Source organism: Pseudoalteromonas sp. NZS100, from assembly GCF_015864815.1.
Classification (GTDB): Bacteria; Pseudomonadota; Gammaproteobacteria; order Enterobacterales; family Alteromonadaceae; genus Pseudoalteromonas; species Pseudoalteromonas distincta.
On sequence record NZ_JADYWM010000006.1, the window covers coordinates 235,334 to 252,993 of the forward strand.

14 protein-coding genes and 1 tRNA gene are annotated in these 17,660 nt (G+C 38.0%); 7 read left to right on the plus strand and 8 right to left on the minus strand.

Going from position 1 to position 17,660, the window contains the following annotated elements; all coding sequences use genetic code 11:
- The first annotated feature begins 65 nt into the window (after window positions 1-65).
- Window positions 66-142: transfer RNA gene (locus I6E69_RS08795), tRNA-Pro, on the plus strand.
- A 438-nt stretch (window positions 143-580) separates the two neighbouring features.
- On the opposite strand, the gene I6E69_RS08800 is transcribed toward I6E69_RS08795, so the two are convergent.
- Together I6E69_RS08800 and I6E69_RS08805 are read right to left on the minus strand one after the other, a co-directional pair.
- A complete protein-coding gene (locus I6E69_RS08800) occupies window positions 581-829 on the minus strand; it encodes a hypothetical protein (protein WP_024596835.1) in 249 nt (82 codons plus the stop codon).
- A 92-nt stretch (window positions 830-921) separates the two neighbouring features.
- Complete coding sequence (locus I6E69_RS08805; RefSeq protein ID WP_197121063.1) at window positions 922-2,559, minus strand: cyanophycinase; 1,638 nt, start codon at window positions 2,557-2,559, stop codon at window positions 922-924.
- 262 nt (window positions 2,560-2,821) lie between these two features.
- Here I6E69_RS08805 and I6E69_RS08810 point away from each other — a divergent pair, with 262 nt between their 5' ends.
- The 3 genes from I6E69_RS08810 (at window position 2,822) to I6E69_RS08820 (ending at window position 4,822) form a co-directional block, all read left to right on the plus strand.
- Window positions 2,822-3,409, plus strand: coding sequence for a hypothetical protein (locus I6E69_RS08810; protein WP_197121064.1), 588 nt, complete (start codon window positions 2,822-2,824; stop codon window positions 3,407-3,409).
- Window positions 3,410-3,507: 98 nt separating this feature from the next.
- A complete protein-coding gene (locus I6E69_RS08815) occupies window positions 3,508-4,422 on the plus strand; it encodes a zinc dependent phospholipase C family protein (protein WP_138488833.1) in 915 nt (304 codons plus the stop codon).
- A gap of 1 nt (window position 4,423) precedes the next feature.
- On the plus strand, window positions 4,424-4,822 hold the full coding sequence (locus tag I6E69_RS08820) for a hypothetical protein (RefSeq protein WP_197121065.1): 399 nt from the start codon (window positions 4,424-4,426) through the stop codon (window positions 4,820-4,822).
- 23 nt (window positions 4,823-4,845) lie between these two features.
- On the opposite strand, the gene I6E69_RS08825 is transcribed toward I6E69_RS08820, so the two are convergent.
- Together I6E69_RS08825 and I6E69_RS08830 are read right to left on the minus strand one after the other, a co-directional pair.
- Window positions 4,846-7,116: an EAL domain-containing protein gene (locus I6E69_RS08825; protein ID WP_082007375.1), complete on the minus strand. Its 2,271-nt coding sequence runs from the start codon at window positions 7,114-7,116 to the stop codon at window positions 4,846-4,848.
- A gap of 126 nt (window positions 7,117-7,242) precedes the next feature.
- A complete protein-coding gene (locus tag I6E69_RS08830) occupies window positions 7,243-10,092 on the minus strand; it encodes a UvrD-helicase domain-containing protein (RefSeq protein ID WP_197121066.1) in 2,850 nt (949 codons plus the stop codon).
- Window positions 10,093-10,363: 271 nt separating this feature from the next.
- On the opposite strand from I6E69_RS08830, the gene I6E69_RS08835 reads away from it, so the two are divergent.
- From I6E69_RS08835 to I6E69_RS08845, 3 genes are all read left to right on the plus strand, one after another.
- Window positions 10,364-11,101, plus strand: coding sequence for a hypothetical protein (locus tag I6E69_RS08835; RefSeq protein WP_197121067.1), 738 nt, complete (start codon window positions 10,364-10,366; stop codon window positions 11,099-11,101).
- A 114-nt stretch (window positions 11,102-11,215) separates the two neighbouring features.
- The gene (locus I6E69_RS08840; protein WP_182693655.1) at window positions 11,216-12,130 is read left to right on the plus strand and encodes a M14 family metallocarboxypeptidase; all 915 of its coding nucleotides are present in this window, start codon (window positions 11,216-11,218) and stop codon (window positions 12,128-12,130) included.
- A gap of 73 nt (window positions 12,131-12,203) precedes the next feature.
- Entirely contained in the window at window positions 12,204-12,614 is a 411-nt protein-coding gene (locus tag I6E69_RS08845; RefSeq protein ID WP_039490155.1) for a hypothetical protein, read from the plus strand.
- Window positions 12,615-12,656: 42 nt separating this feature from the next.
- On the opposite strand, the gene ccoG is transcribed toward I6E69_RS08845, so the two are convergent.
- From ccoG to I6E69_RS08865, 4 genes are all read right to left on the minus strand, one after another.
- On the minus strand, window positions 12,657-14,039 hold the full coding sequence (gene ccoG, locus I6E69_RS08850) for a cytochrome c oxidase accessory protein CcoG (protein WP_182749687.1): 1,383 nt from the start codon (window positions 14,037-14,039) through the stop codon (window positions 12,657-12,659).
- A 145-nt stretch (window positions 14,040-14,184) separates the two neighbouring features.
- The gene (locus tag I6E69_RS08855) at window positions 14,185-15,603 is read right to left on the minus strand and encodes a sigma-54-dependent Fis family transcriptional regulator (RefSeq protein WP_197121068.1); all 1,419 of its coding nucleotides are present in this window, start codon (window positions 15,601-15,603) and stop codon (window positions 14,185-14,187) included.
- Window positions 15,604-15,696: 93 nt separating this feature from the next.
- The gene (locus I6E69_RS08860; protein ID WP_197121069.1) at window positions 15,697-17,001 is read right to left on the minus strand and encodes an AarF/ABC1/UbiB kinase family protein; all 1,305 of its coding nucleotides are present in this window, start codon (window positions 16,999-17,001) and stop codon (window positions 15,697-15,699) included.
- A 68-nt stretch (window positions 17,002-17,069) separates the two neighbouring features.
- The gene (locus I6E69_RS08865) at window positions 17,070-17,624 is read right to left on the minus strand and encodes a DUF1439 domain-containing protein (protein ID WP_002960677.1); all 555 of its coding nucleotides are present in this window, start codon (window positions 17,622-17,624) and stop codon (window positions 17,070-17,072) included.
- Between the last annotated feature and the right edge of the window lie 36 nt (window positions 17,625-17,660).

A 17,660-nucleotide genomic window follows, 5' to 3' on the forward strand; every position in this document is an offset into this window, starting at 1 on the left:
AAACACCCAAACAAACAATCGCTTATTGATTTTTAAAAAAATACACGTACTATTGCAAACAACGTCGGTATGTAGCGCAGCTTGGTAGCGCACTGTCATGGGGTGGCAGGGGTCGAGAGTTCGAATCTCTCCATACCGACCATTAATACCAATCCGCAATAATACTTAATCATTTTGCGGGGCTAAACGTGTCGCTACCTGTGTTAAAAAATTCTCATTTAGAACAACTAAATAGCGAATTTTTTGCCTAGCTATCAACACGTTTTTCCATCCTAAAAATAGATCACTTAATTAAGCGAATTGGTATAAACTCCCTCTATATCAATAAGTTAAACTTCTCTTCAAAATATAGCCAAAATCCATCTGTTTTGATTCTACAATTTATCCGTAGCACTATCTTATTTATCAAAGCACACTTAATAAAACGAATTTACCTAGTAAGTCTTGTAGTTTTTGAGTGGGTTGTATTTAAATGTTATTACCTTGAAGTGGCCTTTGTGGAATCTATATTAAGCCATTTAATTTCAATTTTATTGAAATTAAAATAAAAAAGCGCTCTAAGCGCTTTTTTATTAAAGTACTAGTGCTTGCGCCCTACACCATTACGTACCATGTCTTGCCCGGTTTGGAATACATCTTCTGTAATACCGCGCGCTAAAAGTAATTTTTGATTATCGTCAAACACGGCTACAAAACGACTACCATCACTATTGTTTGTTGCCATACCAACGCCCGAAACACCCTTAAGGCCAAGACCGCCGTTTTCTACATTTAATAAAAAGCTTTCTAATTCGGCTAGACTAGAAATTACATCATTTTCTTTATTCATTTTAACACTCTTTTAGTAAGGCTTTTAAATCATTATGGTGGCTATTTTATATAGAAGAGCCAAAAACTTAAACCCTTGGCTCAGGTTAGTCACTAAATCGACTTTATAGCTAACTCTAAATTGCTTAGCGCACAACCAAACTCTTTTGCATTGATGCGATGATACTGTGTGTCACTCGTTGCTGTAAGGCTAATTATAAACTCGTCTTGTTGGGCTACCGCACTTTGCTCTTGGCTTAGGCACATCGCTTGAGTAAGTGAACGCAGTTTTGAATTTGTTAAAATTGAGCCAAAACGCTGCACTGGCAATGGAGGTATTTTTATAGCGGGTAACGCTTCATCTATTGTGCGTGCGCTTAAGGTAAACGTATTATTGGTAATTTCAATTACACTGCTTTTAGGCCAGTACGAGTAGCTATAGCTCTTACTCTCAGGTTGGGCTTTTCCTTGGTTAGCCAAATGCACTACACCACTTTTGCCTATTACGGTTATTAAACTACCTTCTGGCGATTTAATAGCAACTAAGGCTGTATTTTCATCAATACCAAATCCATGTTGAATTTCTGTTTTAGTACTTTTTACTTCGTTTTTATTTAGCGCTGCTGTGAGCCTAAATGTACGGTTTTGTTCGCTAAATTGAGTATCTAGTACGCCAAAGTTAAAACTGCCCAGCCCACCAGCATTAGTGTTATTTTCACTTTTACGAAGTGCCTCAAGGCTTGTCGTATTTGTAAGCATGCTCGTCACTTTACTTTGGATTGCTGCGCCTGCTCCTTCACCTACAATTACTGGGCGAGTTTGCAATGCTTGCGTCCACGGGTATGGGTTATTGTTTGGATCAAATAATACCTTATGTGTTAAAGCCGCATCACCATCATTAAACATAACGCCGGTACTGCTTTTAATAAGTGATACAAGTGCATTAGTGCCACTTTTACATAAAGCGTATTCGGCCTTTGTGCGATCGGGATAAATCACTTCACGGTTATACACATTCATTAATGTATTTCTAAGCGCTGGTAATTCATCGCACGAGTTACTCGTAATCGCTTTAGCAAGCGCTGGCGTTAGTGCTAACCATTGAGTGTTTATATTTGATTGTGCCAAAAGACTTTGCGCTACATCTGCCGACTCATAAGGGTCGCGGCTCGAAGCCGTAATAGCAAGCATGGTTGGTTTTGCGTTATTAACTTTTAAACTGCCCGACACAAATTGTAAAATATTATTAGTCGCAACCTCATTATTAAAATCGGTATTTACTTGCTCTTTTAAACGCTCACCGTTTTTATCAAGTAGCGGTACTTCTAGCATATCAAATACAAAGTTGTACTCTTGCTGAGTTAGACTTTCTAATTGCTGATTATTTATATCGCGCCACTGCCAGAGTAAATCTGTTTTTGATAAGCTATTTGACGATTTACTTTGTATGGTTTTAAGTGTTTTTAATACAGCCGTTTTTGCCTCAACATTATTATTAGGCCAATGCTGCGCGATGTTTTTTATTTGAGAGCTGCTAAGTGTATATAAATTATGTGACTTACCATCAATAACAGCCTCTTTTTGGCAATTATTGAGCTTGGCGCTAGTACAGGTAGTAAGCTCTGACCCCACTAAAATTAAAGTTTGGCTTTGCTCTTGAGCCACTGCATTTATTGAAAATCCTGCACCGACCAATGCCACTACCATACCCAGTAACTTCGGCTGTTGATCACGTAAAAATGCACATATCATAATGTAAACTCTAATATAAATAATAAAACTAATGTGCTGTAGTTTAACAGCTAGCCACTGGCGCCTAAATATATTTTTGTAAATGTTAAATAATTCAAGTCTCTGAAAAACGTTCGGGTTAAGCACTGCATTTAAATACATTGTTTAGTTTGCCCTTTTGTCTTTGTAAATATTATCTAAACAAATTTAAACGGGGCATTTATTGACCAATCTTATTGTTTAAATTACGGTGGTGAATTATTTTATGTAACTGGGGTGAAATATGGACTTTTCTAATGAAGAGATAAATTTTTTTGCTGAGTTATTTAAGCCTAATAAAAAGTCACATGCGCACAACAGTCACGTTTTAACGTTACAAAGTTCAGTACCAGCCAATATTGCTCACTTACTTAGTAGCGCTAATTTAACCCTGCTCGCAGAAGTTGCACACTATCAGTTATGGTTTCCGTTGGACTTAAAAATTGATAGCGCCGGTATAATCAAACCTATTTTAACCGCCCCCGAAGTAATAGACACACAAGGCACACTGCGTAGTTGGCGCTGGAGTGAGCTAAATATTAAAAGCCAAGGGTTTAAAATTGAATCAATATCAAACACGGGGATGTTTTTAAAACCCCTCAGAAAAGGTAACCATTTAAATAAATCGCAGCACATGGAATTTATTTTGCCTAACAAACAAAGTATTTCGATGGAAATAGAACCCGTAAGGCAAAGCACGCAAGGTATAGCCGCTAAAATAACGCAAATCCATAGCGGTCAAGAGCAACTAAGAGCTTACCTATTTGAAGAACATAAACGTCAACATGCTAAATTATACGAGAATGGCCAATTAGTTGAGCAGCTAATTTAATAGGTGTTTACCCCGCTATACTTGCATTTAGTTGGCTTTATTTAACCCCCTCTCAATGTTAATCTGTACCCTTATTAATAAATCATAAGGATATGACAATGCCAGGTGCTTTTGCGCACATCACTGCCGTTAATATTGCAACGCAAACCAAATCACTCGCTAAAATGGATATGCCTAAAAAAGCAAAGCTTATTTTAAGCCAACGCCAAGCATACCTTGAACTAGGCTGTGTAGCCCCCGATTATCCTTACTTAGCTGTAGCGCAGCCTGGCCAAAATGCGTGGGCCGACCTAATGCACTATGAGCACACAGGCGATTTACTTAAAGCCATGATTGAACACTGTAAAACACTTAAAGGTGAAGCATTTGAGAAATGTTTTGCTTGGTTATGCGGTTATATGGCCCATGTTGCTGCGGATATAACGGTGCATCCGGTTGTTGAATTAAAAGTAGGCCCGTATGAGCAAAACCAAACGGCGCACCGTACCTGCGAAATGAATCAAGACGCGTTTATTTGGCAACGTTTAAACTTAGGTGAGTTAGGTTATGCTGACCGCGTGCAACAAAATATTGGATCTTGTACTAACAAAGACGATAATTTTGATACCGATATTGCAAAAATTTGGCAACATGCTTTATTAACGGTTCACCCAAGCTACGCAGCACAACACGCTCCTAACTTTAATTCATGGCATAACGGTTTTCAGCTTGTGGTAAATAACGTTGAAGAAAGTTATCGATTATTTGCCTGTGCACGCCATGTTGCTGCTGATTTAGGCTTGTTTTATCCTCGCCCAAACGAAGTAGACCCCACTTTTATTGAACAACTAAAAACGCCGCACGAGCCTATGCATTACAACGATATTTTTGACTTTGCCGTTAGTAACATTCAGCACTACATAACCATTATTGCCAATGCCGTATTTTTAGATACTGATTACAGTGCAATTAAAAATTGGAACCTAGATACAGGCTACGATGAACACAACACGATGACGGTATGGAGCAAATAAAATGAAACACTTACTTTGTATAAGCCTCATGGTATTACTTAGCGGTTGCTACACTCCTAAAAACAACAATCCAGAAGTGATGGCCGACTTAGCCTCACAATTAAAAGATATTGCTACAGCCGTTGATGGCACATTAAAATTTAGTGAAACATCCTATTCAACAACTGATGAATTGTTAAAAGCTGCTGTTAATAACGATTTAAGCAAACTTGCACCTTTTGGGGAATACACGCTTATCGTGAACGTACAAGATGATAACGCAGTGCTACTTTTATGTGATGCCAATACTGCTTTAATTGAAGATGCAGGCTGTACCGCTCAATCAGATATACAGCATTGGGGAGCAGGAGTTATTCATCAGTGTGAAATAACTATAAACGCCCAACAGCTTTGTAATTAGGTAATAAAATACCTGCTATACATTTAAAGTTGAGCCGTCATCTCTTTGGGGTTAAACACTAAGCCATGGCGGCTAACATGCTCTGCAAAATTTTCGGCTGGCATTGGTTTCGCAAAGTAAAAGCCCTGAAATTCTTTACACCCCATTTGCGTCATTATTGCTACTTGCTCTTGGGTTTCTACTCCTTCGGCTACACACTTAATATCAAGCTCTTCACACATAACGTGCACCGCTTTAACTAAACTTTTTTGACGCGTAGAGCTCGTTACTTGGCTGATTAATGAGCGATCTAACTTAAGCTTGTTAATAGGATAATCGGCAAGGCGTGCAATATTAGAATACCCCACTCCAAAATCATCAACCGAAATAGTAAAACCCCACGATTGCAGTGTTTGCATAAGCTTTAGCGAATGCGCTTGGTTTGCCTCAAGAGAGGTTTCAGTCAGTTCTAACTCTATTTGAGGTGGCTTTACGTTAAAGTCGGCAAGGTATTTAACCAGTTTTGACATGAAATCGGTTTGGCTAAAATCAATTAGAGATATATTTATTGCCACCGGCACACTCGGTAAACCCGCCTTAGTCCAATTGGCAATTTGTGCGCAGACTTTTTGAATAATCAGATCGGTTAATCTACTGACCATTCTGTATTCTTCAGCAATAGGAATAAATACCACTGGCGACACATTACCTAGTATGGGACTGTTCCAACGCGCTAAAGCTTCAAGCCCTATACATTGACCCGTTGCATCTACTTTAGGTTGATAGTGTACCGACAAATCGCCCTGCTGAAGCGCTTCATCTAATAACATCGAAATTTCGTATTTTTCGATAAAAGCTTGTGATTGTTTTTCGTTATAACCACTTAGAGGCATATTACAGTTTGCAACTTTAAGTGCTTCGCACGCATTGCTAAGTACTGTTGTGCTGCTTTTTCCGTGATCAGGATACTTTGCAAAACCAAATAAAAATGATTGCTGACACTTAGTGCCAAACACATTATAAGTTTTATCTAATGTATTTTTTATTTGCATTAATAGCTTATCTTCAAGCTCGTTTTGCGAGTTTGCGCCAATTATAAAAGCAAGCTTTCCTACTCCTATATGGGCACACAACAACGGCCCATCTGCCATCGCCTTTAAACGCTTATACGCGTTAATAAGTAATGCTTGAGAGTCGGCTTTAGTGAGCTTTAAATTTAAGTATTCACTATTTGCACTTTGGGTAACAACGATAAAAAAACCTTTTTGGTATTTGCTTGTTAATCTGTCGCATTGCAGCTCAAACCATTCTCTATTAGGTAGTTTTGTTTGCGAGTCTCTAAAGCGTAAACGTTTATTTTCTTGTTCCATCATCGATAAATTTTGTTTAATTAGCTGCTCTTGCGTGCAATCGTAAAAGTCGTATACACGGTAGTTTGTACTCATTGTTATTTGCTGGTAGCAGGCTTTAAAATAGCTTTTTTTGTACTTCACAATTTTATTTTGAGCATTAGGGGCGTCAAAAACTAAAGTAGGAAATAAATGAGAAAGGTTAACGCACTCTTCTTTTAATTCTTTTTTTATACCAAACATATCAATAGCGTGTTGATTAAAATCAGTAATGACAAGGTTTTCGTCAACAATAATTTTGGCTTTATTTGATTCGGTGAACAGGCTTCGATAAAGCTCATTTTTATCTTTAAGGTGTGTATTAGCGCTTATCATTGTTTTGTTTAAACGCTTAGCAGCCACAATTGTGCGTGCCACAGCAAGGGGAATACAAATGTTAAAAAATAAGAATATTAGCCCTGTAATGTATAAGCTGGCATCGGGAAGTTGTTGAGCAATGCCAGTTAAGCCCGATACATCAACGTTATTGATGATCATATAAAACGGTACAATATTTAATACGCCATAAGCAAGGGCTGTTCTATAACCAAGTAGCATAAGTGCGATTATTGGGCAGGAATACATATACATAGAGCCCACTTTAGCAAGCTCTAGGTCTGTTAAAAATAAGTTCATCGACACGCTAGCAGCTACAATGGCTATTAAAAGTACATGAGCGCTGAAGTGATAAAAACGCTTACTTGCTATAAGCAAACCGCATACAGTCGCAAAAAAACTGCTTGTTAATACAACAATATAAATTAAGTTAAACTCAATAGCGCTTGCGTACGTGTGGCACACCACAGCAAAACATAACACCATTACTAATGATAGAATAATGCGCAGTGCACTTATTCGCCAATTAGCAACCTGATCAGGGGCTGAATAGTGATCGTTTAATAAAAAGAACCTATTGAAAAAATGCATAATAAACAACAGTTAAAGCTCATTCTTCTATTAGACATTGATAACTTGTTAAAATCAATCAAATGAATATAATTTCTATTTACATTGTTCTATAAAATAGATAGGTGTAAACCTGCTCGTTAGCCGTTAAACATTCATTTTTCGAGTGTTTTTACAGTTATCCTCTTTAAGCGCGAAACCACTGCATCCTAAAAATTCACCGTGCTTAGATTTACGTTTACGCATTTCGCGACCACACTTTTCACAAATTGGATGCTGCGTTTTACACTCTGTATTCACACATTGTGAATACGTGTTTTTATCAACCGATGGGCTACTACAGCTTTTACACACTCGTAGTTTAGTTTCGCAAATCTGCGTATTAGTACAGCTATAATAATCACCATACTGACCCGTTTTTGGCACAATTAATCCGTCGCTGCACGTATTACACTCTCTTTGCTTTAGTTGCGACTTGTTAAACAACGTGGAGCCGATTTGAATAGGATAATCGTCATTTACTAGTTCTTTTACAAACGCTGAGCATGCATAAGGGTCTGCAATTAAATACGCTTTATGTTTTGCGCGCGTAATACCTACATAAAGCAAACGCCTTTCTTCTGAGTGAGTGAATTCATCTTGCTCTGGTAATAACGACTCCACCAGCACGTTATTTTGATTATCGCTAGGAAACCCTAATTTACCTTGTTCAAAACCAATAATAATACAGTAATCGGCTTCAAGCCCCTTAGCGCTATGCAATGTCCAAAAATAAAGAGGGTTTGTATGCTTTTTATCTTTTAAATGCTGCTGCACGCTATTTAACATGTATCGGTATCGACTAAGTATGGCAATGCTCGCTGATGCATCGTTTTTTTGAATAGTGCTTATGCTCTGCTGTACTTTTATTTCTATCGATTTAGTGCCTTGGTATAAATCGTCTAACAAAATAACTTGTGGTGTGATTACTTGCGTATGTGTGCTGATCTGCTTTTTATATTGCTCAGGGTTTTGCATTACAAAGCGCCCCGCTACATCACTAATACTATTGTTATATCTAAATGTTTTTTGCAACATAGTAAGTGAGTGGCTGCCCACTAATTCATTAAAGCGTGTAGTAAGCGCTAAATTACCACCCGAGAACCGATAAATTGCTTGCCAGTCATCACCTACCGCAGTAAAGCGTATTCCTTTGCCATATTTTAATATGGCATTTAAAAAACCCATACGCGCACTTGATATATCTTGATACTCATCAACTAAAATGTGGCTCCATGGAATATTAAAATCTCCGCTTACTATCGCCTTTGTTGCTTGAATAATCATGTCGTCAAAATCAATGGCATTTTGCGTGCTTAGTTCATTTATATAAGCGTCGTGAATTTGCACTAACAAGTTTGCATATTGTTGATAGTTTTTAATACCACTTTGCTTGATGCGCTGCGCTATTTGCTTATTACTTAGTTGCTCCACTCGAATAGCTTGTAAGCATTTTATGTACTTCTCAATGCCTTGCTGTAACTGTCCTGAGTTATTTAAAGTATGAAATATTTCGTCGTTACTTAAAGGTGCTAATTCAACATTATGCTGCTTTAATTGCTTTGCGAGAGTTTGCTCAAGCTTTCCTTCTACCCAGTTGTAATGAAAGGTTTCGAGTAAAGTGGTGCCATTTTGTTTATGTAACTTACGCTTAAATGCAATTTGCTCGTTATAGTGTTTTTTATCTATATCGGCACGAGTACTCCCTTGCCTATCAATGCCAAAGTGCTCTAAGTAAATATCGTATTGAGGTATATAAAAGTCTGGTTGGTATTGCCCACTTAGCTCTGCGCCTTGATTAAAGTGATAATTCACCTCATAACTGTGCGCCACGCAATTCAAATGTAGCCAGTTTGAAATAAGCACTTCCTGATAACTTTTTACTTTATGTCCCGCAAGGCTACGGTATTCGTTATCGCGTACGTACCGCTCGTACTGTGCATTATCTTTAAAGCTAAATATATCAATCGGCTCATGGAGTAAATCTACAAATGCTTTTAAAAACTGTGGCTCGGTTTGTATTTTTTTACTTACCCACCCAGTTAACCAACTATTTAATTGAACTGGGTCGGTTGCAAATTTTGACAACTCGATTGGCTTTTTAGCACTTTGTAATAATTTAAGCCCAAGCGCATGAAACGTTAAAATAGTGGGTACTTTGGTATGCAAGTTTGCATGCGTGGCGCGTTTAATAAAGCGCTCTTTAAGCTCATTTGCTGCTGTTTTATTATAGGCCAGCACCAAAATTTGCTCAGGCTTGGCAATATCACACGCTATTAAATCTAACGATTTTGCTACCATCACAGATGTTTTACCTGTGCCTGCTGCCGCTAATACTAGGTTTTTATCGTTATCGCGTATAACCGCTAAGCGCTGCTCTGTTGTTAATGGATTTGACTCTACTTGATTAAAAAAGTCATTTTTAAGAGTTAGCTGTTTTTTTTCATATTTATGGCGCAGCTGTGTGATTGCATCGTGAGTATTGGGTGTGGAGCTCAGTATATTTAAAAATTTAATACTGCTTGGCGATAAGTGTTGTTGCCATGTGTTTGTACTTTGAGCGTATTGTTTAGCAAGTAAAAATACCTCGTTATTAAGTATTTTTATGGAACTATCACGTAAAAACTCATCTAAAGCATAACGCTTTAGCAAAGCCTTGGCGTTATTTACTTTTTGCTCAAGCATGGCTGAAAATTGCGTGTTAAGGGCGGTATTTAAAGACTTAGCTTGCGCTTTGTTTAAAAAGCTAATTGATGTATTGCTACTATCGCACAAATTAATTTTGGCGCTAAATAAACGATTTTTAAGTATTGAGTAATTATAAAAGTCTTTAATTAAAAATGTCCGTGCGGGAGCACTTCTAAAATGCACAACAAGGCGCTCTTGTTCAATAGTTACGTGTTTAATACGGGTAAAAAAACGGCCTAGCCAACTTGGAGTAGCAATATACTGCGCCATAATACTCAATATGAAGATATGCTTTGACTTGATTGTAACATACTCTTTTATATTACATTTAACGCTAAATAGTAGTCATTTATCGAGCAACCTCTTAGCAGGCTGACTTTTAAAACTTAATATTAGCATTTTACTCACAACCATTAACAATTTTAAACATTTACAAATAGCGTGTTGTGTAACAATGCACAAATACACTTAATATATTTACTAGGTATATCCGCAATTAAACAATTACTTATAGCTAATTCAGTGGTTAAAAGGAGCTAACATGCTTAAAAAGTGCATTACCACAACTGCTTTAATTTTATTATTATGCGCATGTACATCAGAAACAGAGTCGAATTTAATAAAAACAAAAGGAATTTGGGCAGGCTTTGAGCTGGTTTCTGACGGTAACCGCACGCGTGTTAACGCAGAACTAAATGCGGGAGATGCTAATGGCTCAAACATTGTTTTAAGCGATAGCGACTCATTACAAGCTCTTGTGAATAACACTGCTATTGTACTTACAAAAGATACCGACTTTTTAGACGTTGATTACCAAGCGTATATAAATGCCACTGACGATAACCAACAGTTTGATATTAAATTTAAACGAGACGATGGCATAAATGCGAATTCAGGTGTGGAACTACCTTTAAATTTTATTATTTTAACCCCGAGTAACGACCAAACTTTTAGTATTAATAGTCTCCTTACAGTTCAGTTAGATGGCACTGATCCCAATAGTACTAGTCAAGTAGAACTTAGCAGTAGCTGCACTAACAATAATAATGAAACACTTTTACAATCAATGCTTTTTGCGCTTGGCACTTCGCGCCTTGAAATAGATTTGCAAAGCTTAGATATGTTTAGCAGCTCGCAAGTAGATCAAAGTAAAACGTGTAGTTTAACCGTTAGTGTAAAGCGTGAACGACTAGGTAGTATTTCGGGTGAGTTCGCAAACCAAAGTTATATTAAAGCCCAGCAATCACGCGCTATTAAAAATATGACTTTAACGTTTTAATTTGCACGCTAATTTACTCAGCGTTAAGCTACGCCTTTATTAAGTAATTTTACCAATTGTAATTGCCCTCCTTATTTATAGGAGAACAAATAACAGTTGATATAAAGGTTTATTATGACTAACAGCACATACCCTATTGGCACACCAGGCAAAAAATGGAATAACAACGATAAAGCCCAGTGGTTAGCACGCCAAAACATTAAACGCAGTTACCAAAACGAAGTCGTAACGCTAATTAATGACCTTAAAAGCACCTTAGATATAGAGCAATACGGCGAGCTTAATTACGCCGCTGGTACTTACCCATTATATATATTAAAAACGCCTAACTTTAATGCCAATAAACCAACTGTTTTAATCACCGGTGGTGTACATGGCTACGAAACCAGTGGCGTACATGGCGCACTTAGATTTGCTAAAACATCTGCTATGCAACACTCTGAGCAGTTTAATATTGTTGTTGCGCCCTGCATTAGCCCTTGGGGATATGAAACAATAAATCGCTGGAACCCTGATGCTATTGATCCTAACCGCTCATTTTACGAAGGCAGCCCAGCACAAGAGTCAGCAGCTATTATGGCGTTTGTAAAATCACTCGATGTAGACTTAGTTGCTCATATTGATTTACACGAAACAACCGACAGCGATAACAGTGAATTTAGACCCGCACTTGCTGCCCGTGAAGGCACAACAAACACTAATTGGAACATACCTGATGGGTTTTATTTAGTGGCCGATACCAATAAGCCTGAGCCTGAATTTCAAAAAGTAATTATCGAAGATGTAGCAAAGGTCACGCACATTGCACCGAGTGATGAAAATAACCAGTTAATAGGCGTCCCTCAAGAGCAATTTGGCGTTATTAATTACGCAGCACGCGATTTAGGTTTGTGTATGGGCTTTACAGATGCACCCTATGTAACCACAACAGAGGTATACCCTGATAGCCCAACAGCCACAGATGAAGAATGTATTTTGGCGCAAGTAGCGGTTATTAAAAGCGCCCTTAACTATATTAAAGCACTTTAATAAGTTTGCAGCCGCTTGTACCCTCTTGGCTGCTAAACTAAATTTAGATAAAAAGCTAATTTAGGAGGTATTAATGGAATACAAAAATAAAAACGGACACGTTAATTTATCGCTTGAAAATAATATAGTTATTGCACAATTTAGCGGAAACCTAGAACTTGAGCTTTTAAGTAATTTTAAAATAGCGCTTTTTGAAACCATTCAATCATTTAAAGGCGAGAAATGGGGTTATATAAGTGACTCATCAAACGTTGTAGCTGCAACCCCGCAGGCCGAGCAAGAAATGGTAGCCATAAGCCACAACATGCAGCAGAATAACTGTTTAATTAGCGCGTTTGTGCTTACATCACCTATTGCTATAAGCCAAATGCAACGAATAATGCAAAACGCCAAAAGAGACGTTTCTTTCAAAGATTGTCTTTTTGATAACCTAGAATCGGCAAAGCATTTTATTTTAAATGAATTAAACAACGACTTGAGCTAGGTAAAGCTCAAGCCATTGTTTATATAGAGCTTATATACTGTACTAATTTTTATAAAATTGACTGTCTTTGGTTATAGTAATGCTGGCATCTTCTTGCGCTGTTACTACAAATTGTAACTTACTCACTTTGTGCGCAATATTGTAACCATCGGCTGTTACAGTAACGGGGACTCTTTTCATTGCACCTGGCTGTATAAGTGTAGAACTTGGACTTGAGAGTGTTGCTTCTGGCAAGCCCTCTATGGCAATACTGTAATGCAGAGCTTGCTGCGTTTTATTAATAATAGTAAGTGTATAAGGGTTTTCTACCAGGCCCTCGTAGTTCACTCTATAAAGCGCATTCCTATCGCGTAGTACTGAGGCTTCTATTGGTGTGCGTTGCAGCATCCATGCAAACATAGAAATTATTAACAAAGCCGTTAATGCGCCGTATCCTATTAGTTTTAATCTAAATGGATTGGTTTTTTTACCTTCCATTTGTTTTTCACTGGCGTATTTAATTAAGCCTTTTTGATAACCAAATTTCTCCATAGTATCGTCGCAAGCATCAATACATAAGCCACAGTTTATACATTCATATTGTAAGCCATTTCGAATGTCTATACCTGCCGGGCAAACCTCTACACATAAGTTACAGTCTACACAGTCACCTAAGTTAAGCTCTTTTGGATCGGCTTTGCGTTTACGCGGTCCACGACTTTCACCGCGCTTGCTATCATAGGTAACAAGCAACGTATCTTTATCAAACATAACAGCCTGAAAACGAGAATACGGGCAAGCAATCGTGCACATTTTTTCGCGTAAAAACCCTGCATTACCGTAAGTGCAAAAAGCGAATAAAAACACCCAAAAGCTCGTAATACCTGACCATTCAAATGTAAGCATTTCCATATACAAACTTTTTGCTGGAATAAAATACGCCATAAACGAGGTGGCGGTTAAAACTGAAATAATAATCCACGCACTGTGCTTAGTTATTTTTTTGCGCCAAGTACTTAGCGTCCACTGAGATTTATCTAATTTAATTCGCTGATTTCGCGTGCCTTCAATGCGCTGCTCTACCCACGAAAACATAAGCATCCATATTGTTTGCGGGCACGTATAACCACACCAAACCCGACCAAGCCAGTTAGTTACAAAAAATAATGCAAAAGCCCCCACCATAAATAGCAGGGCTAAAATCATAAAATCTTGAGGAAGGAGTGTTAAACCAAAAATAGTAAAGGTTTGCGTTGCCACATCAAGCAGCACAGCTTGTTGTCCGTTATATTGAATCCACGGTATTGCAATAAAAGTTAGCATTAACAGCCAGCCTAAATTACGGCGTATGCGCTGAAAAAATCCTTTTTGCTCGCGGATATAAATTGGCCCTTCTGTGTTATAGGGCTTAATAATCATGTCTTCTTCTTTAATATCAAACTTCATAGTACTTGCTTCATAATGACGGGTGTTAAGCAAGTATTTGCAACCTTCAGACCAAGCTGAAACTTTAACTACTTCATTGATATTAAAGAAATTATTTTAAAAAACAAAAAGCAACCTCGCGATATAAAGCGAACTTCGCGATATATCACGAATTCTTAGCTATTCCTAACTTTCGCATTTTTGAGCGTAGTGTACTCTCAGGTAAGCCCAATTTAACTGCCGCTCCTTTATCACCCGATATTTGCCAGTGCGATAACACAAGAACAGAGGTTATATGCTGCTTTTGCGCTTCATCGAGCGTAAGTGAAGGATTAATAACTACTTCACCACCCGCTTGCAAAGGCTGACTTAACTGAAGTACCGCTTGATTAGATAAAATAGCTTCGCGTTCAAGTACATTTTGCAGCTCTCTAATATTGCCTGGCCAATCGTAAGCCTGCAGCTGCGTAATTGCTTTTTTACTTAGCCCTTTTAAGTGTTTACCCAGTCGTTTATTTATCTGCGCAATTAAATTAGCGCATAAATAAGGAATATCTTCTTTTCGATCTTTAAGGGCGGGTACTTTTATAGGAAATACATTGAGCCGATAATACAAATCAATTCTAAACGTGCCTTTTTGTACCATCTCCCACAGGTCGCGATTAGTCGCTGCAATTACTCTAATGTTTACTTTTAGCGTATTGCTGCCACCCACACGTTCAAACTCTTGTTCTTGCAGAACTCTTAGTAGTTTACTTTGCGCCTCAAGTGGAAGCTCTGCTATCTCATCTAAAAACAAGGTGCCTTTATCAGCAAGTTCAAAGCGCCCTTTACGGCGGTCATTGGCACCTGTAAACGCGCCCTTTTCATGGCCAAACAATTCCGATTCTAGCAAACTTGGGGTAAATGCGGCGCAATTTACTTTTATAAAAGCTTGTTCGCTGCGTTTGCTTAGCCTATACAAATTACGGGCTACTAATTCTTTACCCGTGCCATTTTCGCCAAGTATAAGCACTGTGCTGTCGGTTTCACTTACCAGTTTTATTTGATCTAACATGGTTTGAAATATATGGCTTTGTCCAACTAGCCCTGAGTCTTGCCAATCTTCGTTAAGTTCTGCAATTAAGTAGTTGTTTTCATCTTTTAGCTGCTCACTTAAGTGCTTTACTTGAGTAAGTGCCTCTTGCAGTGCATTTTGTGTTTGCTGTTGCAGTGATATATCGCGAAATACCGCTACAGCACCAATTAACTTATCATTTTGATAAACCGGTGTTGAGGTGTATTCTACTGCAAATGAGCTACCGTCTTTACGCCAAAAAACTTCATTTTTAACTTCACGACGTTTGCCGTCAAACATGGTGCAGTAAATTTGGCATTCATCAGCGGGATAAGGAGTGCCATCAGCATGAGTGTGGTGATGATATTGATGTATTTTTTTACCTAATAGTTCCTCAGCGCACCAACCTGTCATGCGCTCAGCCGCAGGATTAACAAACACCGCATTACCCGATAGGTCAAAACCGTATATGCCCTCACCTACTGCGTTTAGCAATAATTTAGGATCGTTTAAAAATTGTTTTATCATAAATGCACCTCGCGAAATATCGCGAGCATTATGGCAATTTTATACGCTAAGTGCACTCATTACTTAAAGTGCACTTACGCGTAAATTAAAACGCTATAAATAGTGCTTAAATAACGTTTTTACATCTATTTTTGCACCTAGCCTTGCGGCTATTAAATAAAGTCCTGCAAGTTTTCGGTGAATAAATAACGCATCAACGGGCGGTGTATGCCATTGCTGAGATTGCGCACTAAGGGCAAGCCCTGCATTTTTAATTTTGAGCGCGAGTTCACTATTTTTAAAATCAAATTCCCCTTTTACTCTTAGCGGCTCGCACGCCATTAAAAATAAATCAATGACGTTGTTTTTATACTCATCAACTAAGTCATTTTTAAAATAACCTATATGTGATGCCGCTTTGAGTACACCTTCTCGGTTGTTTTCGCTACCCGCTTTAAATAAGGCTAAGTACGCTAAGCTAAGCTCGGTTGATATTTCTCGCGTTGCACCAAAATCAAATAAAACAATTTTTTGTGTATCAAGCTGATAATGAAAGTTGGCAAAGTTAGGGTCGGTTTGAATTAATTTAAATTCAAACATTTCTTTAAAAAACAAATCAATCAGTTGCTCTGCAACAAAGCTTTTTTGACTATCTGGTAGCTCTGTAATGCTCTCAATAGGTTCTGCTTTTATATACTCCATAGTTAGCACTTGTTGTGTGCTGTGCTCTGGATATACTTTGGGTACTTTAAAGTGGGGATTAGTTGCTAATGCATTTTTATAACGTATTAAGTACTGAGCCTCACGTTTATAATCAGCCTCAGCTAATAACTGTGCCTTAGCCTCACCAATAAGTGGTTTAATATTAAGATCTTTTGGCAATAATCGAGAAATCGTTAATAAAGAAATAACGTTATCGACATCACTTACTACACTTTTAGCAATACCAGGGTATTGAATTTTAACAGCAAGCTGCTCGCCATTTTCTTTATAAGCCAAATGAACTTGCCCTATAGAAGCCGCTGCAAAAGGTCTTAGCTCAATGTGAGAAAAACGCGCTAGCCACTCATCCCCCCATTGCTCTTTTAACACTTCAACAAGCTGCTTATGAGGCATTGGGTTCGCGTCTGAGCGAAGTAAAGCAAGTAACTGAGCTAATTCAGGACTAAGTAGATCACCGGCATCCATTGAGAGCAATTGCCCGAGTTTCATTGCTGCACCACGTAAATGTGATAGCTGTGTGGCTAGTTTTTCAATATTTTTAGGTTGTAGTAGTAAGCTTTTATTATCCCAACCTTTACCTGTTAGCGCGCTCTTAGCTCCATCAACTAACATGTTGGTAGCAACACCTGTGGCAAGTGAGCCTAATTTTGCAAAGCGAGAAAGCCGAGAAGAGGGAACAGTACGAGGAGCCGCCATAATATTAAAACCTAATTAGCCTGAAAGTCAGGCTAATTAATACGTATATTGTAAGTAGGTAGATCTACTTATAGACGAGGTACTAGCTTAATTGCACCTTCAACCACTTTCATATCAAGTGGAAGCTTACTAAGTAGCATCATTTTAGGGTCATCCATGTTTAATGTATAAACTGGGTTAACCGCTAAAAAAGCATTAATAACATCCATTGCTTGGCTATCAAGCGCACCTAAATTACCTTTAAAACCACCGGCATCTACACTCGAATCAAGTAATTTAATATTACGTAAAAACACTGCTTTTTTCTCACTGTCGTAAAATGGGCTACCTTCAATTTGCAGCTTTAAACGCACAGGGTATTTAAGTGCGAATGCATTAATTTCAGCGCTTGAATCGGCACCAAGAACAACAACATCGCGGTTATCAGGCCCAATGTTGACACTTAAGTCGTTTACATCAAACTGAACGGGTAAACCCATTAAGCTTACTTTTTCACTTAACTTTGGTAATTGCTTACCCAGTACAGATTCAACCTCAGAGTTGGTAAATGAATATACTGATATGCCTTGCGTGGTATTACAGGCAGTTAAAAATAACGCTGCAATAATAACTAAAATTCTCATGAGAACCCTTTTGTTTATGAATTAGTGATACATAAA